This is a genomic window from Streptomyces sp. NPDC002776 (assembly GCF_053592195.1).
The window spans coordinates 220,796-244,926 of sequence record NZ_JBSFVG010000012.1; the positions used below are offsets into that span (position 1 = coordinate 220,796).

The window sequence follows — 24,131 nt, forward strand, 5'->3', positions numbered from 1 at the left end:
TCCCCCGCAGCAACGCCAGTTCACCTGTGAGGGGGATCGCTAGAACATGGGAGCGAGGTGTCGTGGGCGGATCGTCACACCCGCCCGGGGGTGGGGGCGAGGACCGGCTCAGGGCTCCGCGGCACGTCGGCTTCCTCCACGCTGACGCGGGGCAGGATGCGGTCCAGCCAGCGGGGCAGCCACCACGTGGCGTTGGCCATCAGCGCCATGACAGCGGGAACCAGCACCATCCGTACGATCGTCGCGTCGAGCACGATCGCCGTCGCCAGGCCCAGACCCATCATCTTGACCAGCGGGGAGGGGTTGGCGACGAAGCTGAGGAACACCACCGTCATGATCAGCGCGGCGGAGGTGATCACACGGCCCGTGGCGGCGATGCCGCGCGCCACCGACTCGGTGTTGTCCCCTGTGACCTCGTACTCCTCGCGGACCCTGGACAGCAGGAACACCTCGTAGTCCATGGACAGTCCGAACAGCACCGCGAAGAAGATCGTCGGCAGGGGTGACACGATCGGGAAGGTTCCCTCGAGGTTGAACAGGCCTCCGAGCCACCCCCATTGGAAGACGGCGACCACGACGCCGTAGGCGCCGCCGATGGACAGCAGGTTCACCACGGCGGCCTTCACCGGTATCGCGATGGAGCGGAACACCAGCATCAGCAGCAGGAACGAACTGAGCAGGATCGCGCCGACGAACACCGGCAGGGTGTCGGCGAGTTGTCGGGTGAGGTCGTCGGTCATGGCGGTCATGCCGGACACGGCGACGTTGTCGGGGACGAGGTCGCGGATGCGGTCGAGCGTCGCCGACGTCTCGGCGTCCGCTGGGGCGGTGGTGGGCTGCAGGGGCAGCACCACCGTGTCACCGGCCGCGGACGTCCGGGGCTCACCGACGGTGGCGATGCCCGGGTCGGCGGCGATGCGCTCGGACAGCGCGGGGATGTCCTCGGCGTCGGCGCCGGGGTTGCGCAGGTCGGCGACGACCAGGAGCGGGGCGTTGACGCCGGGGCCGAAGCCTTCGGTGAGCAGGTCGTAGGCGCGGCGATGGGTGGTGCTGGTCGCATCGTTTCCCGCGTCGGGGAAGCCCGTCTCCATCCGCAGCGCGGGGGCCGCCAGCGCGAGTAGCGCGGTGGCGGCGACGATCAGGTAGGGCCATGGCCGGCCGGACACCCGGTGGGCGAAACGCCACCATGCGCTGTCCTCCGGCTTGCGCGCCGGGCGGTTGCGGCCCAGGAGCCGCCGTTTGTGGATGCGGTCGCCCAGCAAGGTCAGCAGGGCGGGCAGCAGGGTGAGCGCGGTCGCGACGGCGAAAAGGACGACCAGCGAGGCGCTCAGGCCGATCGAGGTCAAGAAGCCCAGGCCGGTCAGCGCGAGGGCACCCATCGCCACGACGACGGTGCCACCGGCGAAGAGCACGGCCGCGCCCGCCGAGCCCATGGCGTGGGACAGGGCGGTGGAGTTGTGCTGGCCGGCTGCGTGGTTCTCGCGGTAGCGGGCCACGATGAACAGGGCGTAGTCGATTCCGACGCCCAGGCCGATCATGGCGCCGATGGTCGGGGCGGCGGTGGAGACGTCCATGGCGTTGGCCAGCAGGGTGATGCTGCCCAGCCCCGCGGCGACGGCCACCAGGGCCAGCGCTATGGGCACCAGCGCGGCCACGAGCGTACCGAACGCCACCACCAGGATGACCAGTGCGGCCAGCAGGCCGGCCGCCTCCGCACCCGACGTCGGTGTCTCGGCGTTGATGAAGACGGCGTCGCCGCCCAGTTCGGCCACGACACCGTCCTTGCCCAGGGGGTCGATCGCAGTGCTCAGCGCGTCGATCTGCGCGGGAGCGACCTTCATGGTGGGCACGTCGAAGGTGATCTCCGCGAAACCGATCCGCCCGTCGGGCGACATCGTGCCCGCCGGGAAGGGGCTGGTCACCGCGGCGACATGCGCCACCTCGGCCATCCGCGCGACCGCCGAGTCGACGGCAGACCGGTGACGATCGAGCCGTTGCCCCTCCGGTACGGCGAACACGGCCAGGGCGCTGCCTCTGGACGCTTCCGGGAAGCGCTCTTCGAGCAGTTCCATCGCCTCTTCGCTCTGGCTGCCAGGAGCGACCAGGTCATCGACGAAGGACCCGCCGGCCGTAGCGGCCAAGGGCAGCAGGAGGAAAAGGGCGACTCCCCACGCGGCGATGGTGGCCCACGGTCGGCGGGCGCTCGCCCTGCCGATGCGTCGAGTAAATCGGTTCATGGTTCCGTGGACTCCTGTCAAAGGGCTGCCGCCGACGTCTTCGCACAGCGACGGCATACGGCGTGAGGGCTCCCATCGTGGGCGCCGCAGCCGTCGCTGTCCCCGGCCGCCGGAGGGGTTCGCCGCTCCGGCCCCGGACGGGGAAGTCCGGCGCGCGCCTCCCCCTGGAGGCGGACAGCCGGATCCGCCTGCCGACGGGTGCCGACGTCGTGGGCGTGGAAATACGATGGCGCTTCAGGCGCCGTGACCATCGAGGTCGGCGCGGCACGACAGCCCGGTGATGGAGCGAGGATGAACCGCACGGCACAGCCTGCCGGGACGCCGGTGCGCAGCGTACCGTCCAAGTTCCGTGGCCCCTTTGTCCGGTGGCCGCGGATCGCGGACGCCACCCTCGCCCTCGCCATGTTCGTGGCGGTGACCTCCCTGGAGGAGGGGCCGGGAGACTCCCTCGTCGTCCGCCCGGTCGTTGACCTTCCTCCAGCGGTCCTCCTGCTCTTCGCGGCAGCCGGTGCCGCGCTCTACTGGCGTCGGCACAAGCCGCTCGCCGTACTGAGCGTGGCGCTCGCGGCGTGGGCCCCGACGCTGGGCAGCAGTTACGCCAACGTGGGCGGAATCGTGATCGTCGCCCTGTACAGCGCGGGACGGCACACCCAGGACCGGCGGTGGGGGCCCCTCGGCGTCGTGGCTGCGGTCGGCGCGGTCACCCTCGACGGCCTGCTCCTCTCCCTGCCCGCGGGCGAGATCGGCTTCGGCTGCCTGGTCATGCTCGGGGCCTGGTACATGGGCCGCCGTCTGCGGCTGCGCTCCGAGCGGGCTGCCCAGCTCCGTCAGGAGCAGGCCGCCGAGGCACAGCGCATCGCCGCCGAGGAGCGCACCCACATCGCCCGGGAACTGCACGACGTGGTCGCCCACCGGGTGAGCATGATGACCGTGCAGGCGGGCGCCGCCCGGATGGTGGCCGCCGAAGACCCGCAGGGCGCCCTGGAGGCGATGACGGCGGTCGAGGAAGCCGGACGCCAGGCACTGGACGAGCTGCGGCATCTCCTGGGAGTGCTGCGCCCCAAGGCCGAGCGCGACGGACTCGGCCCCCAGCCCGGACTGACCGATCTGCCCCGGCTCGTCGCGCAGGTTCGTGAGGCCGGGCTCGACGTCTCCCTCACCGACGACATCCGCGCTCCCCTCCCGGCCCGCGTGGAGCTGTCGGTGTACCGCATCGTCCAGGAGGCCCTGACCAACGTGCTCAAGCACAGCGGACCGCACACCCGCACCGAAGTCCGCCTCGGACACGACCAGTGCGGCCCCGGCATCAGTATCGAAGTCCTGGACGACGGCCAGGGCGCCGCCCTGCAGTCCGTGTCCGGCACCGCCCGCACCACGGGCATGGGCGGCCACGGCATCGTCGGCATGCGGGAACGGGCCCTGCTGCTCGGCGGCACGCTCGACGCGGGGCCACGGCCCGGCGGCGGTTTCCGCCTGACCGCCCATCTGCCCGTCCAGCCCGTCCTCGGGGGGCCCGCGTGACCATCCGCGTCGTCGTCGCCGACGACCAGGCGCTGGTCCGCCGCGGCTTCGCCATGATCCTGCGGATCAACGACGACATCGAGGTCGTGGCCGAGGCGGGGACCGGGCTGGAGGCGATCGAGGCGGCACGCCGGGAACGCCCGGACGTGGTCCTCATGGACATCCGCATGCCCGAGATGGACGGTCTCGAAGCGACCTCGCGGATCCTGCAAGAGGCCGACTGGCCGGTGCGCGTGCTGATCCTGACCACGTTCGAGCCGGACGAGTACGTCTACGAGGCGCTGCGCGTCGGAGCCAGCGCCTTCGTCCTCAAGGACATTCCCCCGGAGCAACTCGCCGTCGCCGTACGCACCGTGGCCGAGGGCGGGGCTCTCCTGGCGCCCTCCATCACGCGGCGGCTCATCGACCAGTTCGCCGAGCGCCGGGTCGTCAACTCCGCCGTGTCGGGCCGGGTGGCGCGGCTCACCGACCGCGAGCGCGAGGTCGTCATCGCCGTCGCCCGCGGCGCGAGCAACTCGGAGATCGCCGAGCAGCTCTTCATCGGTGCCGCGACCGTCAAGTCCCACGTGTCGAGCGTCCTCGCCAAGCTCGGTCTGCGGGACCGCATCCAGATCGTGATCTTCGCCTACGAGAGCGGACTGATCGAAGCCGGTGACCACGACGTCGGTCACTGACCGCGGTTGCTCGGGGGGTGCCCTCAGTCGCTTCTCCGGACCGGCGGGGCCTGCACGGTACGGCAGGTGAGGGCGGCATGGATGGTGGGCAGATCGGTGGGGCGCGAGGCGTCCAGGCCGGTGAGTCCGGCGATTTTGCGGAGCCGGTAGAGCACGGTGTTGGGGTGGATGTTGAGGGCTCTGGCGGTGGCGCGCCGGTCCAGGTCGTGGCGGAGGAAGGCCGTCAGCGTGACCAGGAGGTCGGCGTGAGCGTCCAGCGGCTCGAGCAGTTGGGCGACATGGGCACGGGCGGGGCCGGGCCGGGAGAGCTGGTACTCCAGCGCGAGGTCTTCCAGCCGGTACAGGCCCGGTGGGCGTGCCGAGGCGGTGGCGATGTGGGCCAGTTCGGTGGCGATGGGCCACACGCGGGCGACATCGCCGGGCAGGGCCGGGACAGCCGCGGCGAGCACGGTGGCACCGGCGGCTCGCCGCAGGCGGGTGAGGAGCTGCGTGGTGTCGTCCCAGTGGGCCGGGCCGAGTTCCGAGGGGTCGGTGTCGCTGGGCAGGAGTACGAGGCCGCCGGCGGTGGTCAGTGAGGTGAGGGCGGTGCCGCGGCTGTGGAGGGCGAGTTCCGTGCGCAGGCGCCGGAGCTTGCGCTGCGCCGCGGCGTTCGTGTCGACGCCGGGTGTGTGCTCGTCGGCATGCGGACCGATGGCCAGGGCGAGGACGAGGTAGCCGGGGGGAAGGGTGAGGCCCGCTTCTCTCGCCGCTCCCTCGTCGACGCGGCCTTCGCGCAGGGCGGTCAGCAGCAGTTGGCGGGCGCTGTGCCGTTCGCCGACGGTCGTCGACATCTGGTGCAGGTAGCCGGCCGTGACGGCGGTGGTGACGTGCTGGAGGTACTCCAGCAGCAGGCTGTGCATGGCGGTGACGGCCGGAAGGTCTTCGGGGCGGGCCGCCGCGGTGACGTCGTCCGAGCAGAGGCGGGCTCCGAGGAAGTAGGCGGAGACGATCGCCTCGGCCGGCAGCCCTTCCTCCGCCCGGCGTGTGGCCGAGCCGGTCAGCAGCGCGAGTTGCTCGGGGCCCGGCATCGAGCCGCTTTCCAGGATCCGCGCGAAGTCGGTGATGCCGCGACGGATCATGCGCGCGACATCACCGTTGAGCTGCTCGGCGGGCAGCTTCCGGTAGACGGGCAGTTCCGTGGTCAGCCGCTCCAGGACCGCTGCCTGCAGCCGGTACACGGATCTGAGCAGGTACTGCTGCACGCTCTCACCGCTGTCGCCAATCGTGCCGACGTTGTACGCGGACACAAACCACCCCTCGGAACGCTGTTCTCCTGACCGGAAGCACGGGGAGCGGCAACCGACATGATGTATCGCACCACAAACCTACCGGCCGGTAAACAGGGCTGTGCGCCCGCCGTCCGCCCTCGACCCCTGGCACCCCGGCGCGTCCGCGCGCACCCCCCGTGAGCCGAAGGAGCCGCACGTGAACCTCAGCCTGCGAACGGCGCTGGCAGCCACCGTGGCCGCAACAGCCCTGGCAACGACCCTTGTCACACCGGCCGTTGCCGAGACCACCGAAACCCTTGAGTACGTGGCCCTGGGCGACTCGTTCGCCGCCGCACCCCTGGTGCCGCCGATCGACCCCTCGAACCTGCTGTGTCTGCGTTCCCTGGCCGACTACCCGCACATCGCCGCCAAGGCGATGGGTGCCAAACTCACCGACGTCAGCTGCTCCGGCGCGACCGCCGACCACTTCACCACCTCCCAACATGCGGGAACCAAGCCCCAGTTCGACGCCCTGACCGCCGAGACGGACGTCGTCAGCATCACCATCGGCGGCAACGACACCGGACTGGTCGCCACCGCCCTGGGATGCGTCAACCTGCTGCCCAAGCCCCTCGGCACCAGCTGCGCCGCCAAGAACACCGAAGACGGCGTCGACACCGTGAAGGCACGCATCGACGCCTGGGCGCCGAAGTTCGCCACCACGCTCCACCAGGTCCGGCAACGCGCCCCGCACGCCGAGGTGTTCGTCATCGGCTACGGCAACTACATCCGTCCCGGCGGCTGCTACCCCACCCAGCCCATCTGGGACGTCGACGCCACCTACATCCAGGGCGCCGTCGACCACCTCAGCGCCGCACTGCGGACGACGGCCCGGCAGAACGGTGCTGCCTACGTGGACACCTACTCCCTCGGCATCGGCCACGACACGTGCGCGGCACCTGCCGACCGGTACATGGAAGGCCTCATCCCAACCCACGTGGCCACCCCGCTCCACCCCAACGCGAACGGCTCCAGGGCCATCGGTCACGCCCTCGCCTCCGCGGTCCTCTCCACCACCACTCGCACGGGCTGAGCACACGCGGCGGTCCCGCGGTGGCCGCGGGAGGGGAGGCGCAGTTGCTGCCTTCCCTCCCCTCCTCGACCGCTCAGGCCGTGACCGCGAACAGGCCTGTCCTGTCACCGAGTTCCGCAAGGGAGACCTTGCCGGGAATGCCATTGGCGTCGTCGCCGGTGTAGCCGAGGCTCCGCTGCCACTTGGCGTACGCGGCGACCGTGCTGGAGCCGAACGACCCGTCGCCTGCGAACGCCTTGGCAAGGAAGCCCAGCTGGACCAGGGCCGCCTCGGTGAGATTCGTCCCCGTCATATAGGTGATGTGGCCCTGCCCGGCACCCGGGTCGGTCTTCGCGGCCTTGATGAGGCGCGACAGGTCGACTCGCGGCTTGGCCGCAGAGCCGTCGCCCGGCGTGGCGGCCCCGCCCCCGCCCGGCTTCCGGGTCAGCTGCTTCTTCACGTCGGCACGGAAGTCGTCCATGTCGAAGCTCGGGTCGATCTTGCCGGGCTGGACCTCCTTGTGTCCCGCCACCGACTTCTCACTCCAGCCATGGGCCCGGCAGATCGCGGCGGCCCACAGCACGGCCCGGCGATACTGGGCGTCCGGGTACGGATCGTTGCCCTTGCCACGATTCTCGATCTCCAGCCCGTACAACACGTCGTTGCCGTCGGCGTTGGCCTGGTTGTCGTGCGGGAGGGGAGCTTCGGCGCGTAGCGCATTGAGGACGTCGAGATCGACGGCACCGGCGTGGTTCGTCCGGCCGTGTCCGATCAGCCACAGCCCGGCGGTCTTGCCCAGCCAGGCATGACAGAGCGGACCCGGAAGATCAGGTCGGCCCCTGAAGCAGAGCTCCTTGTCGTTGTGGCCGCCTGTGTGGTGGATCAGCACCCCGATCACCGGGCCGAACGTCTTGCCCGTCGCCGCCTCGCGATTGTGGGTCCTCCAGCCCGCGTGCTCGTGCACGGTAAGACCCTCGGCCTTCAGCGCGGCGAGCATCTTGGCAGAGAAAAGGGGTCTAGCCATGATCGGAAGCCTTTCGACGGGTCGTCACACAGGGTCTGCGCCAGCGCAGTTGGCGTCGCGCCTCGGCGTGTGAGGGCACCCGGTACAACGACGACCGAGCCGGGACGGTTCACGCAGGACGGCACGCTGGTTCCTGAGCGGACGGCACCCTAGAAATCGATGCGATCGCGATAGATACGGGTCACGGCCATCCAGCCCAGCGTGAAGGGCACGCACCCGAACGCGAACATTCCAAGGGCGGTGGTCCCGGCGACGTCGAAGGCCGCGCCCTCCCCCACCCCAGTCCCAGGCACAGCCCGAACCCGAGGCCGGCGGGGACGGCCCAACAAGCCATGCCCAGCAGTACGTGCCGCCCGCTCGTACGCAGGGAGGCCAACCCCGCGTCGGCCCAGGGGCGGTGATCCATCAACCGCCAGGCTGCGAGCACGGCCAGCACCCGAGACAGCACGGCGGGAGGGGGGTGCTGTCTGCCCGTGGGGCACCCGGCCCCCCTCTCAAGGTCATGACGCCGCGCAGGTACGGGCCTGTTGCTCATGGGCCGGAAGGGAACGGTCCGTCCACAGCCGGTACGGCACTGGCCACGCCCGCCCCGCACCGGACCCCTCAGCGGGCGCGCAGGGCGTCCACCGCCATGCGGGCCACCGTGCCGATGACCGCGTCCGCGCCCGGCAGGTTGGCGGCCGTGGAGGCGGAGCGGGTGAAGACGGCGACGGCGTACCGGCCGCCGTCGGGGTACTCGACGACACCGACCTCGTTGCGCACCGTGGGCAGGCTCCCGGTCTTGCCCGCCACTCGCACGTCGTCGAAGGGGAAGCCGGAGGCAAGCCGATGCGGCCATACCTGAAGGCCCATGACGCGGCGCATCGCCGCACAGTGCTCCGCCGGGGCGGCCGCGTCGGTCCATACGGCGGTGAGCAGCCGGGTCATGTCGCGCGGGGTGCTGTGGTTGGTGGCGGCCGGGTCCAGGACGCGCAGCCGGGTCAGAGCGTGCGGTGCGAGCAGGGCGGCGGCCCCGCCCGGGCCGATGTCCTCGCGGAGCAGGGCGAGCATGCCCCCGAAGTCGTGGCTCGCGTGGGTGCGGTCCAGGCCGAGGCGGGCCGTGGTCCGGTTGACGGCGTCGATGCCGACGCGGTCCATCAACAGGTCGGCCGCCGCGTTGTCGCTGACGGTCATCATCAACTGGGCCGCGTCCCGCAGCGAGAGGCGTACGGGGTCGAGCAGGGCGGCCAGGCCGGTGGGACCGGCCGTACGCTCGCCGACCGGGCACTCGATCTGCTCGGTCAGGTCCACCACTCCGTCGGCGGCCTGCCGGTACAGAGCCACCAGCAGGCACAGCTTGTGGACACTGGCGGTGACGACCGGCAGATCGGCACCAGCGTCGACCTGCGCGCCGGAGTCGACGTCCACGGCGTGCAGGCTGCCGGTGACACCCGCTTCGCCGAAGGCGGCGTGGATGCGGCGTACGAGAGAGGACGTCACAACAGGTACTCCGCTACCGGGCGCAGGTGCAGGGGACGGTCGGGAATGTCCGGTCCGGCTTCGGCGGTCGACCGCAGGGCCTCGCTGACTGCCTCGGCGAACGCCTGGACCGCCGTGTCACCCCGGCCTCGGGGCCAGGCCACCGAGGAGCGCACCGCGAGGGGTGCCCCGGCCAGGGGGCGCCAGACGACTGCCGGGTCCGATCCGCCGCCGTCGGGCCGGGCGGTGTCACGGGGCGCGAACGCGACGGCGTCGGCCGAGAGGATCAGCCCTCGGACGAAGCCGGATCCCCGCCCGTGCCGGACGGCGGACGGGGTGTAGCCGTTGCGGGCACAGGTGGTCAGGACGTCGTCGTACAGGGCGGGGGCGTCGGCGTGGGGGAAGAGGGCCAGCACATGGCCCTGCAGGGCGGCGAGCGGCACTTCGGTGAGCGCGGCGGCGGACAGGTGCCGCGGCAGCAGCACGCCCAGCTCGCGGCGCAGCACCGGACCGAGTTCGAGGCCGGTGACATCGCAGGGGTGGTGGATGAGTCCGACGTCGAGTTCTTGGGCGGCAAGTCCGGCGAGTTGAGCGGAGGTGGTGAGTTCGTGCAGGTGCAGCTGTACGCCAGGGTGGTGTTTGTGCAGGTCCACGAGGGCGGCGGCGACCGTCTCGCCGGCGATGTCGGACGGCAGCGCGGCGCGCAGCAGCCCGCTCTCCCCCTGGCTGATACGGCGAGCCGCCCCACGGAGCGCTTCCGCTCGGACGAGCAGGTCACGGGCGTCCTGAAGGAGCAGCGTGCCCGCCCTGGTGAGGGAGACGTGGCGGCTGGTGCGGTCGAAGAGCCGTACGCCCAGCTCGCGTTCGAGGCGCTGGATGCGCTGGGACAGCGGCGGCTGCGCCATGCCCAGCCGGGACGCGGCACGGCCGAAGTGCGACTCCTCGGCCACAGCCACGAAGCACTCCAGGTGCCGTATCAGATCCACGAGCCGTGATGATATACACAGCGGATAGATCTTGATCCATATCGGTTTCGAACATGAACGGCGGAGCCGTCTCCGTCCCGCCCTGCCGCAGGGCTTCGACTTGGTGTGAGCAGACGACATGAGCAACGACACCCTGTGGAACGTCCTGCTGGACGCCGCCCGCCAGGCCCCCGAGCAGGTGACCTTGCATGTGCGCGGCGACGGGGGCGAGTTGGCCGTGACCTACCGCCAACTGCTGGCCGACGCCTTGCGGGTGGCCGCAGGGCTGCGGGCGGCCGGTGTCGCGCCCGGCACCTGTGTGCCGCTGGTCGCCGAGCGCAGCGAGGACTTCCAAATGATGTTCTGGGGTCTCGTCGGCGCCGGTCTGGTCCCCGTGCCGCTCGCCGCGGACACCCGCCGGGTGGCGCCCGTGTGGGAACACCTGGGCCGACCGCACCTGTTCGTGGACGCGGCCGGGGAGGAAGCGGCGCGGCACCTGCCCGCCGAGGCCGCCGTACTGCGGGTGGACCGGCTGCCGGACGGGGAGCTCGGGGACGCCGTCCGGCCGGGTGCGCCGGGTGATCTGGCGTTCGTGCAGTTCTCCTCGGGCAGTACCGGGCAGCCCAAGGGCATCGAACTCACCCATGCGGCGGTGACGGCCAACCTGCGCCAGATCATTGCCGTATCCGAACTGGGCGCCGCCGACGTGGTGGTGAGCTGGATGCCGTACTTCCACGACATGGGGCTGATCGGCACGCACCTCGCGCCGCTCGCCGCCCGTGCCCGGCAGGTCAAGATCGGGCCGTCGGCGTTCGCCCGGCGGCCGGGACTCTGGTTCGAGAAGGCCACCGCCCACCGGGCGACCCATCTGTCGGCCGCCAACTTCGCGCTCGCGCTGACCGTCCGGCGGACGACGGAGGCGGACATGGCACGGTTCGACCTGCGCAGCGTCCGGCGCGTGGTGGTCGGGGCCGAGCCGATCTCCGCCACCGTCTGGCGTGACTTCGCCCGCCGCACGCGGCTCGCGGGACTGGCGGCGCACGCCCTTCAGCCCGTGTACGGGCTCGCCGAGGCGACCTTGGCCGTGACGTTCCCGCCGTCGGGCGAGGTGGCCGTGCCGCTGGCGGTGGAGCGGGACGCGCTCAGCCGCGGCCGGGTGGTGGACGCCTCCCCCGACGCGGCCGACGGCGCCGTCGAACTCATGGACCTCGGCCGTCCCGTGCCCGGCTGCTCCGTGCGGATCGTCGGTGACGCCGGACAGGTGCTCGGTGAGCGGCGCGTGGGCCACATCGAGGTGCGCGGACCCCAACTCGCCCGCGGCTACCTGGGGCTGCCCGACGCCACCGCCGCCGCCTTCGGCACCGAGGGCTGGCTGCGCACGGGAGACCTGGGTTTTCTGCGGGACGGGCGCCTGTTCGTCAGCGGCCGGCACAAGGACGTGCTCTTCCTCAACGGGCTGACGTACCATGCCGCCGACCTGGAGGAGGTCGCCGCCACGACGCCCGGGCTGCCGCCCGGCACCGCCGCGGTGGTGGGGTCCACCGACCCCGTCACCGGCCATGAGCGGGTGCTGGTGTGCGTCGCCTGGGCCCGTCCCCCGCGCTCGGCCGACGAGGTGCTGCGACGGGTCGCCGACCGCGTGGGCGAGGCTCTCTTCCACGACGACGTGCGGGTCGTCGCCCTGCCGCCCGGCCGCTTCCCCCGCACCACCAGCGGCAAGCTGCGCCGCCATGCGCTGCGGAAGCGGTTCGAGGCGGGCCGCTTCCCCCACGTCGTGCTCCGCACGCCCGGTGGTGTGGCCCGCGACCCCGGCGAGCGCGATGCGCCCCGGGCGCAGGCCGCGGCCGAGCGGACGGTGCGCGAGGTGTGGGCCGCGGTGCTGGGGCTGCCCGTCGAGCGGATCGGCACCCATGTGTCCTTCCGGGCGCTCGGCGGGACCTCGCTGAAGGCGATGGAGGTACTGGCCGCGCTGGAGGACGCCTTCGGCCGCCGCCTGGAGGTGTCGGCGCTGCGCGCCGGGGCGGACACGGTGGCCGACATCGTCGACCACCTGCTCGACGAGCCCGAGGCGAAGTCGCAGGCGCGCCCCGCGCCGACATCCCCGAAAGTACGCAACACCGGTACGGGCGGCACCCTCGCCGTCGTCGGTCTCGCCTGCCGTTTCCCCGGCGCCACCACCCCCGACGAGTACTGGCACCTGCTCGCCGAAGGGCGGGACCTCGTCACCCCGGTACCGCCGCACCGGTGGGAGGGCGAGCAGATGCCCGAAGCCCGGTGGGGAGCGTTCCTGAAGAACCCGGCGGACTTCGACACCGCTCGCTTCGGGATCGGCGACGAAGAGGTCCGGGCCCTGGACCCACAGGCCCGGCTGCTGCTGGAACTGGCGCACGAGGCCCTGGAGCGGGCCGGTTACGCCGGTCCGCGCCGCCGCGCTCATCGCATCGGCGTGTTCGCCACGACCGGCGACAGCAGCTACCGGGAACTCCTGGAGCGGGCACACGGCACCGACCTGCCGTCCGCGGCGCTGACCGGCAACCTGCCCAACCTCCTCGCCGCGCGCATCGCGCAGAGCTTCGACCTGGACGGTCCGGCCCTGGCCGTGGACACGGCCTGTTCGTCCGCCCTCGTCGCCCTGCACCTGGCCCGCCGCAGCCTCGCGGACGGCGAGTGCGACATCGCCCTCGTCGGCGGCGTCAACCTGCACCTCACGCCGACCGCGCACCGCATGCTGCACGCCGCGCAGGCCCTGTCCCCGACCGGCCGCAGCCGCGCCTTCGGAGCCGCCGCGGACGGCTTCGTGCCCGGCGAGGGCGGCGCGGTGTTGGTTCTACGGCGGACGAAGGACGCACAGCAGGCGGGCGACGAGATTCTCGCCCTGGTCCGCGGCACCGCCGTCAACAACGACGGCACCTCGCTGAGCCTGCTGGCACCCAACCCCGCCCGCCAGCGCGAGGTCATCACCGCCGCCCACACCACCGCGGCCGTCGACCCGGCCGACGTGACGTACGTCGAGGCACACGGCACCGGCACGGCCCTCGGCGACCCGGTGGAGCTGATGTCGCTCGCCCACGCCTTCCCCCCTCTGCCCGACGGGCACCAGCGTCTGCTGGGCTCGGCCAAGACCAACATCGGACACCTGCTCAACGCCGCCGCGCTGCCGGGCCTGGTGAAGGTCGTACTGGCGCTGCAGCACGGCCAGGTACCGCCCTCACTGCACGCCGACCCGCCCGCCGCGCCGGTCGCCGGGTCCGGGTTCCAGGTGCCCGGCAGGCTCGTCCCCTGGCCCGCGCCGCCTTCAGGGGGCCCGCTCATGGCAGGGGTCAACGCCTTCGGCTTCGGCGGCACCAACGCCCACGCCGTACTGGAGCAGGCGCCGCCACCCCTCAGCCGTACCCCTGAGACGGAGGCGGACAGGCCCCACCTCCTCGCGCTCTCCGCGACCACCCCACCCGCCCTGCGCGCCCTGGTCCGGGAACTGTCCGACCACCTGGCCGCCCGCCCGGACATCACCGAGCCCGACCTGTGCCTGACCGCGGGCACCGCCCGCGACGACGCCCCGCACCGGCTCGCGCTCGTCTGCGACGGTGACGTACGCGCACAGCTGACCGCCCTGGCCTCGGCGAGTGACACCACGCGACAACCGTCCACCGGCACCGTCCAGGCGCGCCCCCGCCTCGCCTTCCTCTTCCCCGGTCAAGGCACCCAGCGTCCTGGCATGGCGGCGGGCCTGTACGCCACCGCGGGCGTGTTCCGGGACACCCTCGACGAGGCCTCCGCACACCTCGGCCCGCTGTCCGGCCGCACCCTCACCGACTGGTGCACCGACCCCGGCGTCGACCCTGCCGACCTGGCGCGCACCGAGATCACCCAGCCCGTCCTGATCGCCTACGCCGTGGCGCTCACCCGGCAGTTGGGCGCCTGGGGCGTCGTACCGGACGCCGTCACCGGTCACAGCGTCGGGGAACTGGCCGCGGCTTGCGCGGCGGGCCTGCTGCCGCTGTCCGACACCGTCCGCTTCGCCGCCGAACGCGGCCGGCTCCTCGCCGAGCTGACCGAGCAGGGCGCGATGGCCGCCGTACGCGGGGCGGACGACGCCGTTCACGCCCTGGTCGCCGCGTCGGACGGCGCGCTGAGCGTCGCCGCCCGCACCGCCCCCGGCCGGCTGGTGCTGTCCGGGACCGTGCGCGCGGTCGAGGACGCGGTCGCCGAGCTGACCGGGCGGGGCGTCTCCGTGCAACGGCTCAGCGTCACGCGCGCTTTCCACTCACCGATGATGGAACCAGCCGCGCGGGCGCTGTACGACGCCGCCCGCGGACACGTACGTGGAGGTCGGGCCCGGCACCGATCTGCCGAGCGCCGTACGTCTGGCCGCCGACGGGTCCAGCCCGGCGCCGGTCACGCTCTCCGCCCTCCCCGCCGCGCGTGAGGGGGACGGGTGGGACAGGGGTGCCCTGCTGCGTACCGTCGCCCGGCTGTGGACGCGTGGTGTCGCCGTCGACCACGCCGCGCTCGCCCCGACGGGACGCCGGGTGCCGCTGCCCACCTACCCCTTCCAGCGGCGGTCCTACTGGCCCGGACCTGACGCCGCCGCCCGGCTGCTGCACCGGGTCGCCTGGACGCCCACTGCCCTCTCCGAGCCGCCGGGACCGGTGCCGGTCACCCTGGTCGCGGGGCCCGACGGCGATGCGGTGCGGGAGCTGTCCGCGCGGCTGGCCGAGTGCGGGGTACCGGTGGCCGAGGCGGGTACGGCGTCCGCGCACACCGTCGTCCACCTCGCGGGGCGGGCGGACGACGACTCGGGCGTGGACACCGCGGCCGCCTTCCGGAACACCCTGCGGCTCTTCGACCGGGCCGGTGCCAAGCGCCTGTTGCTCCTCACCGAGGACGCCCACCGCACCGGCGCGGACGGTGAGGCGACGCCGCGTCCGGGTCAGGCCCTGCTCACCGGGCTCGCGCTCGCCTTCCCGGAGGAGACCGAGGACGCGGAGCTGGTCTGCGCCGACCTGTCGTCCCGGGACACGGCCACGCAGCAACTCGCCGGCGTGGTCGCCGAGTTGGGGGCACCGGGCGAGAAGGTGGCCGTGGCCGCCTGGCGCGGCGGTGCGCGGCTGCTGCGGGGGATCGAGCCTCGGCCCGGTGACACCGTGGCGGACTGCGAGGACCGGCTGCCCGTGGACGGCACCTACCTGATCACCGGCGGCGCGGGCGGCCTCGGTGCCGCGCTCGCCCGGGACCTCGCCGGGCGGGGCCGCCCCACTCTCGTCCTCACCGGCCGTTCCCCACGGCCACCGGCCGCGCTGCTCACCGAACTCGGCGAACTCGGCGCCGACGCCCGCTACCGGCAGGCCGACGTCACCGACGAACGACGGCTCGACGCGCTTCTCGCCGAACTCCCGCCGCTGGACGTCGTGTTCCATTTGGCCGGGGTGGCCGTTCCAGGCTCCTTGCGGGGCACCACCCAAGCCGACACCGGCCGTTCACTGGCCGCCAAGACCATCGGCACCCGCCTGCTGGCCCGCACCCTCCACCGCCACGGGCACCGCTCGGCCCTGTGCGTGGCCTTCTCCTCGGTGGCGTCCGTCCTCCCCGGTGCCGCGGGCGCGCTGGGCGACTACGCCGCCGCCAACGCCTACCTCGACGCCTTCGCCGCGGCCGAGCGTGCCGCCGGGCACCGCTGGCTGGCTGTGAACCTCGGCGCCGTGGCCCGCACGGGGCTGGCCGCCACCGCGGCGGAGCGCATGCCTCTGCACGCCGGGGGCACACCCCTCGCACCGGCCGAAGCGCTGCATGCACTGCGTGCCGCATGCGCCGCCGACACCGCGCAGCTCGTACTCGCCGACATCCGCGGTCACGCGCCAGCGGTACGGCGTCCTCGGCACCGGATACCAACCCCGGTGCCCGCGCCTGCTTCCGCCGTATCCGGATCCGGCACCCGCGCCCTCGTGCGCACCCTGCTCGCCGAATCCCTGCACCTGCCGGCCGAGGCGGTCGACGAAGACACGCCCTTCCTCTCCCTCGGCCTGGACTCGCTCACCGCGGTCGACCTGGTCCGGCGACTGGAACGCACGCTGGGCAGGGAGCTGCCGACGACGCTGTTCTTCGAGTACCGCACGGTGCGGGAACTCTGTGCCCACCTGGACACCGCCGCCTCCGACACGAACGCAACCACCCTCCCGACGAGCGGCGTCCCGGAAGGCACGCCGTTCCCCCTCACCCCCGTCCAACTGGCCCTGCACACCAGCAGCGTCCTGTATCCGGGAACCCCGGCACGGGGCTGGGTGCGCCAGACCATCCACGGCCCCCTCGACCCCGGCCTGCTGCGCCGCGCCCTCGCCGCGCTCGCCGAGCGGCACGGCATGCTGCGCATCCGGCTCGGACAGGACGACGCCCACCCCTCCCCCGTACCGCACCAGACGGTGACGACGGGTGCCGACCCGGCCGTGTGGTTCGAGACGCGGCCGTGCCCCGAAGGCGGCCTCGAAGCGCTGGAGACGGAGCTGGCCAATCGGCCGCTGGACCTCACCGGCGAACCTCCACTGCGGGCGTTGCTGCTGACCGAAGACGCCCAAGTGGCCCATCTGGTGCTGTGCGCGCATCACGTCGCCGCCGACGGCTACAGCCTCAACGTCCTCGGCACGGAACTCTGGACGCTCTACACCGGCCTCACCCTGGGCCGCGCCCCCACCCCGCTGCCGCCCACCGCGGACTTCGCCGCCCTCGCCACCGGCGGCACGCCCTCCGCCCGCGCCGAGGACACCACGTACTGGACGGCCCGCCTCAGGGGCCGCTCCCCCATGCCCCTGCCCTACGACGGCCGCCCCGACCCCGATGAGGGCCCCGGCCCGCTCGTCACCGAGCACCGCTTCCTGGACGAGGCCCTCGTCGCCGTCCTGCGCGAACGGGCCGCCCGCTGGAACGTCTCCCTCTTCCACCTCCTGCTCGCCGCCTACGCCCGCTGCCTGGCGCGCTGGAGCGGACAGCACGACATCGCGGTGAACGTCGCCCGCGCGGGCCGCGACGCCCGGCTGCCCGGCCTCGACCGACTGGTCGGCCCCCTCGCCGACACCCTGCCGCTGCTGCTGGAGACCGACCCGGACGAGCCGCTCCGCCACGTCGCCGAACGCGTGCGACTGGCCTGGCTGGACAGCGAGCGGCACGCCACCGTCAGCAGCCTCGACCTCGCCCGCCTGCTGCCCGGCGACCCCTCGGGACCGCGAACGGTGAGCCCCGCCAGCTTCAGCTTCGCCCGCTTCCCTGCTCCCCTGGACCCGGACTGCCCGGTCCAGGTCCGGCCCACGGCGGCCGGCACCGGCTCGGCCGCGACCCGGCTGAACCTGCTCTGCTGGGAGGACGGGCCCGCGCTGCGCCTGTCCTGGAACTTCCCCGAACGCCTCTTCACGCAGGCGACGATCGCCCACCTCGCCACCGCCTTCGAAGAGGAGTTGCGCGGCTGCGCGGCGATCGGGCCGGTGTCGCAGGCGCTGGCACGCACATCCGCCGGACCGGAGGGCGTGAGTCGGTCGGCCTTGGTCGGCCGGTTGCTGGAGCAGTTCCGGGCCGCACCCGACGCGGTCGCCGTGGACGACGGCCGACGCGCCCTGACGTACCGGGAGCTCGACGCGGCCACCGGTGCCCTCGCCCGGCGGCTGCGGGAGAACGGCGTACGGCCAGGTGACCTGGTGGGGATGCTCACCACGCCCGGCCCCACCACCGTGGTCGCCGTCGTCGGCATTCTCCGGTCGGGCGCCGGTTGGGTGCCGCTGGACGCCGAGCACCCGGCGGCCCGGCTGGCCGACCAGACGGGCCGGTGCGGAGTGCGCGTCGTCGTGCACGACGAGAGCACCGAGGCCGCGGCGCGGGCGCTCACCACGCTGACGACCGTGCCCGTCACCGGGCCGGACGACGGGCAGGAAGCGGACGGGCCCGGCGAGACAGCCGACGCCGACGCGGCGGCGTACGTCATCTTCACCTCCGGCTCCACCGGCCGCCCCAAGGCGGTGCCCATCACCTTTCGCGCCATGGAGAACTACCTCCACTGGGCCACGATCACTTTCGCGTACGGCCCCGGCGACCGGCTCGCCAACACCTCCTCGCCCTGCTTCGACGCCTCCGTACGCCAGTTGCTCGCGCCGCTGCTCACCGGTGCCACCGTGGTGACCACCGACCGCGACCTCGTACGGGACCCGGAACTGCTGCTGCACCACGTGGCGCGGGCCCGGATCACCGTGTGGAGTTCGGTGCCGTCGCTGTGGGAACGGCTGCTGACCGCCGCGGAGGGACTGGTCCGGCGCGGCCGACCGCTGCCGGATCTGTCCGCGCTGCGCCTGGTCCACGTCGGCGGTGAGGTGCTGTGGGCGGACTGGGTGCGTCGCTGGTACGACCTGTTCGGCCCCGGGCAGACGATCGTCAACCTCTACGGGCCCACCGAGACCACCATCAACGCCACCTATCACATCGTCACCGAGCGCCCGGGCGAGGAGGTCAGGGCCCTGCCCATCGGCCGTGCCCTGTCCGGGACCGAACTGCTCGTCATCGGACCCGACGGTGAGCCGCGCGGTCCGGGCGGCACCGGTGAGCTCCTGATCGGTGGCGTCGGACTGTCCGCCGGTTACCTCGGCGACCCCGCCCTGACCCGAGCGGCGTTCACCGAACGGGACGGGCGTCGCTGGTACCGCAGCGGTGACCGTGTGGAGGTGCTGCCCGACGGTGTGCTGCGGTTCGTCGGCCGCCTCGACGACCAGGTGAAGATACGGGGCCACCGGGTCGAGCCGGGCGAGGTGGAGGCCGCGCTGCGCGCCCGTGCGGACGTGGCACAGGCGGTCGTACTGGCCGGTGAGGGGCGGCTGTCCGCGTTCGTCGTGTTCCGGGACGCGGAGGGCGGGGCGGACGCGGAGGGTGGTGGGGACGCGGAGGGTGGTGGGGACGCGGACGCGGTAACGCTGCGGCGTCATCTGGCGCAGACGCTGCCGCCGTACATGGTGCCGGCCCGCATCACCCTCCTGGACGCCCTGCCGCTGACCGGAACCGGCAAGGTCGACCGGCGGGCCCTGCTGCCCGCCCGGGGCGAGGCGCCGCAGGCGGAGGCGCCCCGGTCCCCCACCGGTGACACCGAGGAACGGCTGGCACGCATCTGGTGCGAGCTGCTCGGCGTCGAACGGGTCGGACCGGACGACGACTTCTTCGAGCTGGGCGGCGATTCGCTGCTGGCGTTGCAGGTGTTCGACCGGCTCGCCCGGCACGGCGGCGGTCCGCTGCCCAGGCCCACCGCCGTGTACCGCAACCGCACCCTGGCCGCGCTGGCCGCGGCCATGGACAAAGCGGCGGCCGAGGACATGGCGGCGGCCGAGGCGGAACCGGCTGGCGCCGACGGCGGTCCCGGAGAGCCGTCCCTCCCGGCAGACCTCGTCGTACCGGCAGCCTTCCCGGTCACCCCCAGTCAGCGCGGCTTTCTGCTCGCCGAGGCGCTCGCCCCCGGTACCGGGGGCTCCTGGCTGGCCCGGGTGCGGCTGACCGGCCCTCTCGACCGGGAAGTGTTCCAGCGGTCCGTGGACACCCTGGTGGCCCGGCATCCGATGCTGCGCACGGTCTTCCCGGCCGGGGTACGGCCGCCGATTCAGCAGCAACTGCCCGCGTCGCTGCGGCTGCCCGTCGACTTCACGACCGTGTCCGGGACGGCGGAGCTGGCGGAACGGGTGGCGGACGAGCGGCGCCGCCGCTTCGAGCCGTGGGCCTGGCCGTTGCTGCGCCTGCGGGTCCTCACCCTGACGCCGCACGACCACGTACTCGTCGTGCACGCCCACCATTTGATCGGCGACGGCTACAGCGCGGCCCTGCTGCTCGGGGAGTTGACCGTGGTGTACGACGCCCTCAGCCGGGGTGCGGCACCCGCGCTGCCCGAACTGCACGGCAGCTTCCGCGCGTTCGCGCAGCGTCTCGCCGAGCGGGCCGGGGGTCCGCAGGCGGAGGAGGAGGGAGCGCGGCAACGGCGGGCGGCACTGTCCGCGCCGTACGCGAAGCCGGTCCTGCGCGCCGCTCCGGCGGCGGCCTCCATGCCTCCGTCACCGGGGTTCCACTCCCACGGCTTCGACCTGGACGCCACCGTCACGGGCGCGCTCCGCAAGCTCGCCGCCGACACGGGCGCCACCTTGTACGCGCCGCTGCTCACCGCCTACCACGCGGCGCTCGCCGCCCGCACCGGCCAGGAGGACCTGGTCATCGGCGTGGCCGTGTCCGGGCGGGACCACCCCCTGCCCGACATCCACCGTGTCTTCGGGCCGTTCGCCACCGCTGTCGCCGTCCGCCCCTTCGGGCCGGGCGTGACAGCGCCCCGGGGCGACGATGTCGCGTCCCGGGTGCGCCGGGTGGTGGAGGAGACGGTCGCCGCCCGCGTCCACGAGGACGTCGTACCGCGTGACACCAGCGGGCTGCCGCTGACGTCGCAGTTCTTCTTCACCTTCCTGGACTTCGGCGCGCTCGGCCCGCAGGGCGGGGAGGTGCTGGCCGTGTCCTGGGACGAGGAGGAGGACAGCGGCTTCACTCCGCCCGCGGCCGGGACGGACGTGTTCCTCGCGGTGCGGCCCGACGGGGACCGGCTGAAGATCACCGTGCGGGGCGCGGCGGCGGCCTTCGATACGGACGCGCTCGCCGAGTTCGCCGACGAACTGCGCGACCGGCTCGTCCGTACGGTGCCGGCCTCCGAGCCCCGACCCGTACGGCGGGTCGCGCGCCCCCAAGGCCAGGACCTGGACGCCGCGCTCGTCGGCTATCTCCCCGCTCCCGCCCATCTGGCCCGGCTGGCGGGTCTGCCGGAGACCCCTTCGACCCGAGAGGACATCCGCCGCCTGCTGTTCCCGGGCGGCGAGCCGCGGCTGCTGGAGACGACCTCCACGCCGCTGGGCCGGTCCGGCTTCGTGGCGCTGCCGCTCTTCGCCGACGAGCTCGCCGGCGATCGCACGCTGGTCGCGCACACCGTGGGGGCCGTGCGAACGGCTACAGAGCTCGGCGCCCGGTGCGTCTCGCTGGCCGGCATGATCCCCTCCCTCACCGGCTACGGCTTCGACGTACTGCGCGCCGACCGGGCCGCGGCGGCGTCCGTCACCACCGGGCACGCGACCACCGTCGTCTCCGTGGTCAGCACGGTGCACGCGGCGCTGGCCGCGACCGGCGGCGACCTGTCCGACCTGGAGGTGGCCGTGGTGGGGCTCGGCTCGATCGGCGCTTCGTCGCTGGAGTTGCTGCTCACCCTGGCCGAACGGCCGCCCGCCCGGCTCATGTTGTGTGACGTGCCCGGCAGCGGTCCACGTCTTGGGGCACTGGCCCGCACGCTGCGGGAACGCGGGCTGGCCGATGAGGTCGCCGTCCACGTCTCCGACCCGGACCTGCCCGACGCCGTGTACGGGGCCGGGCTGGTCGTCGCGGCGGTCAGCGGGCACCGGGACCTCATCGACGTGGACCGGCTGCGGCCCGGTGCCGTCGTCGTGGACGACAGTTTCCCGCACTGCTTCGCCACGGACCGCGCCCTGGCGAGGATGCGGGATCGGGCGGATGTACTTGTGGTCGGCGGGGGGCTGTTGACGGTCGGTGACACCCGGCGCACCTTGGCGGCGGGGCTTCCCGAGGCGGTCGCGGGTGCCGAGGCCACGGCCGCGTACGGGATCGCGGGCACGTTGGCATCCTGCCGAGCGGAGTCCCTGCTGCACGCCTCCGGCGTGGACGTACCCCTGGTACGGGGCCTGGTCGACGCTCCTACGGCCCTGGCCTACTGGCGGGCCGTGGAGGAGGCCGGAGTGACGGCCGGGCCGCTGCATCTGCTCGGCCAGGTGGTGGAACCGCTGGCGGAGGGGGTCGGTCGGCTGCGGGGGTGACGGTGCGACGGAGTCAGCATGTCACCGAAGCGTCCGCTCCGCTCGGCTGCGGTGAGCGGATCGAGCAGTTCGTCGACACCCGCGGGACAACTCTTCGTACGGTAGGTGGCGGCCGAGGTTACTGCCGCGCGCCCGGCTATACCCCCATAGAACGGATCGACATAACCTCGCACTCCGCACGTAGTCAGTGATGTATCCACCGGTGCGGCGCAGGACGCGTGCATCGGGTGTCGTTCAACGAAGTGGAGCCCATCCATGCCCGTCGTCCTGGTTCATGGCGTTCCCGAGACCGCTGAGGTGTGGGACGAACTGCGTCCCCTGCTCGGCAGGGACAGCGTCACGCTGTCCCTGCCCGGCTTCGGCGCCCCGCTGCCGGAGGGGGCCACCCCGACGAAGGAGTGCTACGCCGACTGGCTGGCCAACGCTCTGAAGGAGCTGGACGGCCCGATCGACCTCGTCGGTCACGACTGGGGTGCGCTGCTGACCGCCAGGGCCGCCACAAACGGGGCGGTTCCGCTGCGCAGTTGGGTGATGGACGTGGCCTGCGTCTACCACCCCTCGTACGTCTGGCACGACTTGGCCCGGATCTGGCAGACGCCGGCAGCGGGCGAGGCGTTCATGGAACATGCGCTGACCACTCCGGCGGACCACCCCGAGAGCACGGCGACGGCGTTGCGCGGCTGGGGTGTGCCCGCGGAGCACGCCCTGGCCATGAACGGTCGGCTGGACCGGACGATGTGTGACGCGATCCTCTCGCTCTACCGGTCGGCCACCCCGAACGTGTTCGCCGACTGGGGGACGACGACCGGCACACCGGAGAGCCCGGGCCTGGTGCTGATCCCGGAGCAGGACCACGTCGAGATCGCCGAGTTGTCCGAGCAGACCGCCGAACTCCTCGGCGCGCGCCATGTCGGACTGCCGGATCTCGGGCACTGGTGGATGCTGCAGGATCCCGAGCACAGCGCCTGGGAGCTGACCACGTTCTGGGACTCGCTGGGCTGAGCGGCGTCGTTGGGATGCCGCGGTCGGGGCGCTCAAGTGAGGCGGCCGACCGTGTCCAGCAGCCGTGCCCGGTCCGGTGCCCTGGGCGCGTAACGCGGGCGCCCGGTGGCGAGTTCGACGATCCGCCGCACCAGGCCGGGCTTCAACAAGGGGAATGCGGGCTGCGGCAAGGTGGCGGCAAGGTTTGTCCAAGCCCCGCCCCGCAGTGTGAGTCCGCTACGGAACACACACCGATCACGGATGAGGACGCCACCCCACGAGGCGGACCGCGGAGCTCCCGCACGGCCCGGACACCCGCATGACTCACGTACCCGGCGGCCCAGACGGCCTCCGCCCCCCGAGACCGTGGCCCCCGACACCCTGCACAACGCGACCGCCCCCGATGACGACGTCGAGCGTCTGCTCACCTCCCACCTGGTCACCGACGCCCTCGACGATCTCACCGAGCAGCATCGGGAGATCATCCGCCTCCTGTACCACCTCGAACGCAGCGTCGCCCAGGTCGCCGCCCACCTCCACATCCCGCCGGACACCGCCAAGTCGCGCTCCTACTACGCCCTGCGAGCCCTCAAGAAGGCACTCGTCGCACGAGGTCACCGGGCGAACTGACGCGGTGCTCAGCCGAAAAGGACCAGCGGCTTCGGGCCAGGTCGAGCAGGGCTTCGGGCAGGTCGTCGTAGGAGGCATCCACCGTCACCGGAAACGCTCCGGCCTCCAGCTCAATGCGCCCTTGCCGGTGCGGGTCAGCGACTTCATACCCGCTCTTGGGCATGCCCCCTGGAAGCCGTGACGATCCAGACGGACCCGGGGATGCGGACCCCGTCGGACGTCTCGAACTCCGCGAGCGCGTCATGCACTTCGGCACGGATACGGGAGACGGTCTCGGGGTTCACTTCGCGCAGGTTGTAGCGGGTGGGGCCCATGGCGAAGAGGAAGTCGACGGCGGAGCCCGCGTCGGCGCCGAACGTCATGGGAGTCGACCGTTCACCTGCGGTGACGCCCCGCAGGCGTGAAAATCGGTACAGGGGCTGTCCGCCGACGCCGCTTGATGTTTGGGCTGTGAGCCC

At 72.8% G+C, this 24,131-nt stretch carries 14 protein-coding genes; 7 read left to right on the forward strand and 7 right to left on the reverse strand.

Going from position 1 to position 24,131, the window contains the following annotated elements:
• Nucleotides 1-74: 74 nt before the first annotated feature.
• Entirely contained in the window at nt 75-2,237 is a 2,163-nt protein-coding gene (locus ACWD11_RS24475; protein WP_451285499.1) for an MMPL family transporter, read from the reverse strand.
• 291 nt (nt 2,238-2,528) lie between these two features.
• Between ACWD11_RS24475 and ACWD11_RS24480 the strand changes: the two genes are divergently transcribed.
• Both ACWD11_RS24480 and ACWD11_RS24485 read left to right on the forward strand, forming a co-directional pair.
• Nucleotides 2,529-3,758 (forward strand): sensor histidine kinase, encoded by a 1,230-nt coding sequence (locus ACWD11_RS24480; protein WP_451285501.1) that lies wholly within the window; start codon nt 2,529-2,531, stop codon nt 3,756-3,758.
• Entirely contained in the window at nt 3,755-4,432 is a 678-nt protein-coding gene (locus ACWD11_RS24485) for a response regulator (protein ID WP_451285503.1), read from the forward strand. The genes ACWD11_RS24480 and ACWD11_RS24485 overlap by 4 nt, the downstream gene beginning before the upstream one ends.
• A gap of 23 nt (nt 4,433-4,455) precedes the next feature.
• Here ACWD11_RS24485 and ACWD11_RS24490 read toward each other — a convergent pair whose 3' ends face one another.
• Nucleotides 4,456-5,718 carry a PucR family transcriptional regulator gene (locus tag ACWD11_RS24490; protein WP_451285505.1) on the reverse strand — a complete coding sequence of 421 codons (1,263 nt, stop codon included), beginning with the start codon at nt 5,716-5,718 and terminating at the stop codon, nt 4,456-4,458.
• A gap of 178 nt (nt 5,719-5,896) precedes the next feature.
• On the opposite strand from ACWD11_RS24490, the gene ACWD11_RS24495 reads away from it, so the two are divergent.
• Nucleotides 5,897-6,772 carry an SGNH/GDSL hydrolase family protein gene (locus ACWD11_RS24495; protein WP_451285507.1) on the forward strand — a complete coding sequence of 292 codons (876 nt, stop codon included), beginning with the start codon at nt 5,897-5,899 and terminating at the stop codon, nt 6,770-6,772.
• A 73-nt stretch (nt 6,773-6,845) separates the two neighbouring features.
• On the opposite strand, the gene ACWD11_RS24500 is transcribed toward ACWD11_RS24495, so the two are convergent.
• The 3 genes from ACWD11_RS24500 to ACWD11_RS24510 form a co-directional block, all read right to left on the reverse strand.
• Nucleotides 6,846-7,748, reverse strand: a complete 903-nt coding sequence (locus tag ACWD11_RS24500) for an N-acetylmuramoyl-L-alanine amidase (protein ID WP_451285509.1) — start codon at nt 7,746-7,748, stop codon at nt 6,846-6,848.
• 630 nt (nt 7,749-8,378) lie between these two features.
• Nucleotides 8,379-9,254: a serine hydrolase gene (locus ACWD11_RS24505; RefSeq protein WP_389417393.1), complete on the reverse strand. Its 876-nt coding sequence runs from the start codon at nt 9,252-9,254 to the stop codon at nt 8,379-8,381.
• Nucleotides 9,251-10,219: a LysR family transcriptional regulator gene (locus ACWD11_RS24510; protein ID WP_389417392.1), complete on the reverse strand. Its 969-nt coding sequence runs from the start codon at nt 10,217-10,219 to the stop codon at nt 9,251-9,253. The genes ACWD11_RS24505 and ACWD11_RS24510 overlap by 4 nt, the downstream gene beginning before the upstream one ends.
• Nucleotides 10,220-10,337: 118 nt before the next feature.
• Here ACWD11_RS24510 and ACWD11_RS24515 point away from each other — a divergent pair, with 118 nt between their 5' ends.
• From ACWD11_RS24515 to ACWD11_RS24525, 3 genes are all read left to right on the forward strand, one after another.
• Nucleotides 10,338-14,624, forward strand: a complete 4,287-nt coding sequence (locus ACWD11_RS24515; RefSeq protein WP_451285511.1) for a beta-ketoacyl synthase N-terminal-like domain-containing protein — start codon at nt 10,338-10,340, stop codon at nt 14,622-14,624.
• Nucleotides 14,521-22,062: an amino acid adenylation domain-containing protein gene (locus ACWD11_RS24520; protein WP_451285513.1), complete on the forward strand. Its 7,542-nt coding sequence runs from the start codon at nt 14,521-14,523 to the stop codon at nt 22,060-22,062. The genes ACWD11_RS24515 and ACWD11_RS24520 overlap by 104 nt, the downstream gene beginning before the upstream one ends.
• Before the next feature lie 255 nt (nt 22,063-22,317).
• On the forward strand, nt 22,318-23,064 hold the full coding sequence (locus ACWD11_RS24525) for an alpha/beta fold hydrolase (protein ID WP_451285515.1): 747 nt from the start codon (nt 22,318-22,320) through the stop codon (nt 23,062-23,064).
• Between the two features lie 32 nt (nt 23,065-23,096).
• Here the strand turns inward: ACWD11_RS24525 and ACWD11_RS24530 are convergent, their stop codons facing one another.
• Nucleotides 23,097-23,234: a hypothetical protein gene (locus ACWD11_RS24530; protein ID WP_451285517.1), complete on the reverse strand. Its 138-nt coding sequence runs from the start codon at nt 23,232-23,234 to the stop codon at nt 23,097-23,099.
• A 175-nt stretch (nt 23,235-23,409) separates the two neighbouring features.
• Between ACWD11_RS24530 and ACWD11_RS24535 the strand changes: the two genes are divergently transcribed.
• Nucleotides 23,410-23,673 carry a sigma factor-like helix-turn-helix DNA-binding protein gene (locus ACWD11_RS24535; RefSeq protein ID WP_451285519.1) on the forward strand — a complete coding sequence of 88 codons (264 nt, stop codon included), beginning with the start codon at nt 23,410-23,412 and terminating at the stop codon, nt 23,671-23,673.
• A 143-nt stretch (nt 23,674-23,816) separates the two neighbouring features.
• Here the strand turns inward: ACWD11_RS24535 and ACWD11_RS24540 are convergent, their stop codons facing one another.
• Entirely contained in the window at nt 23,817-24,035 is a 219-nt protein-coding gene (locus ACWD11_RS24540) for a hypothetical protein (protein WP_451285521.1), read from the reverse strand.
• Between the last annotated feature and the right edge of the window lie 96 nt (nt 24,036-24,131).

What these genes read in the sequence shown, in the direction of transcription:
- ACWD11_RS24525 (WP_451285515.1), top strand. Translation starts at nt 22,318, where the DNA reads ATGCCCGTCGTCCTGGTTCATGGCGTTCCCGAGACCGCTGAGGTGTGG.
- ACWD11_RS24515 (WP_451285511.1), top strand. Translation starts at nt 10,338, where the DNA reads ATGAGCAACGACACCCTGTGGAACGTCCTGCTGGACGCCGCCCGCCAG.
- ACWD11_RS24480 (WP_451285501.1), top strand. Translation starts at nt 2,529, where the DNA reads ATGAACCGCACGGCACAGCCTGCCGGGACGCCGGTGCGCAGCGTACCG.
- ACWD11_RS24475 (WP_451285499.1), bottom strand. Translation starts at nt 2,237, where the DNA reads ATGAACCGATTTACTCGACGCATCGGCAGGGCGAGCGCCCGCCGACCG.
- ACWD11_RS24540 (WP_451285521.1), bottom strand. Translation starts at nt 24,035, where the DNA reads ATGACGTTCGGCGCCGACGCGGGCTCCGCCGTCGACTTCCTCTTCGCC.
- ACWD11_RS24500 (WP_451285509.1), bottom strand. Translation starts at nt 7,748, where the DNA reads ATGCTCGCCGCGCTGAAGGCCGAGGGTCTTACCGTGCACGAGCACGCG.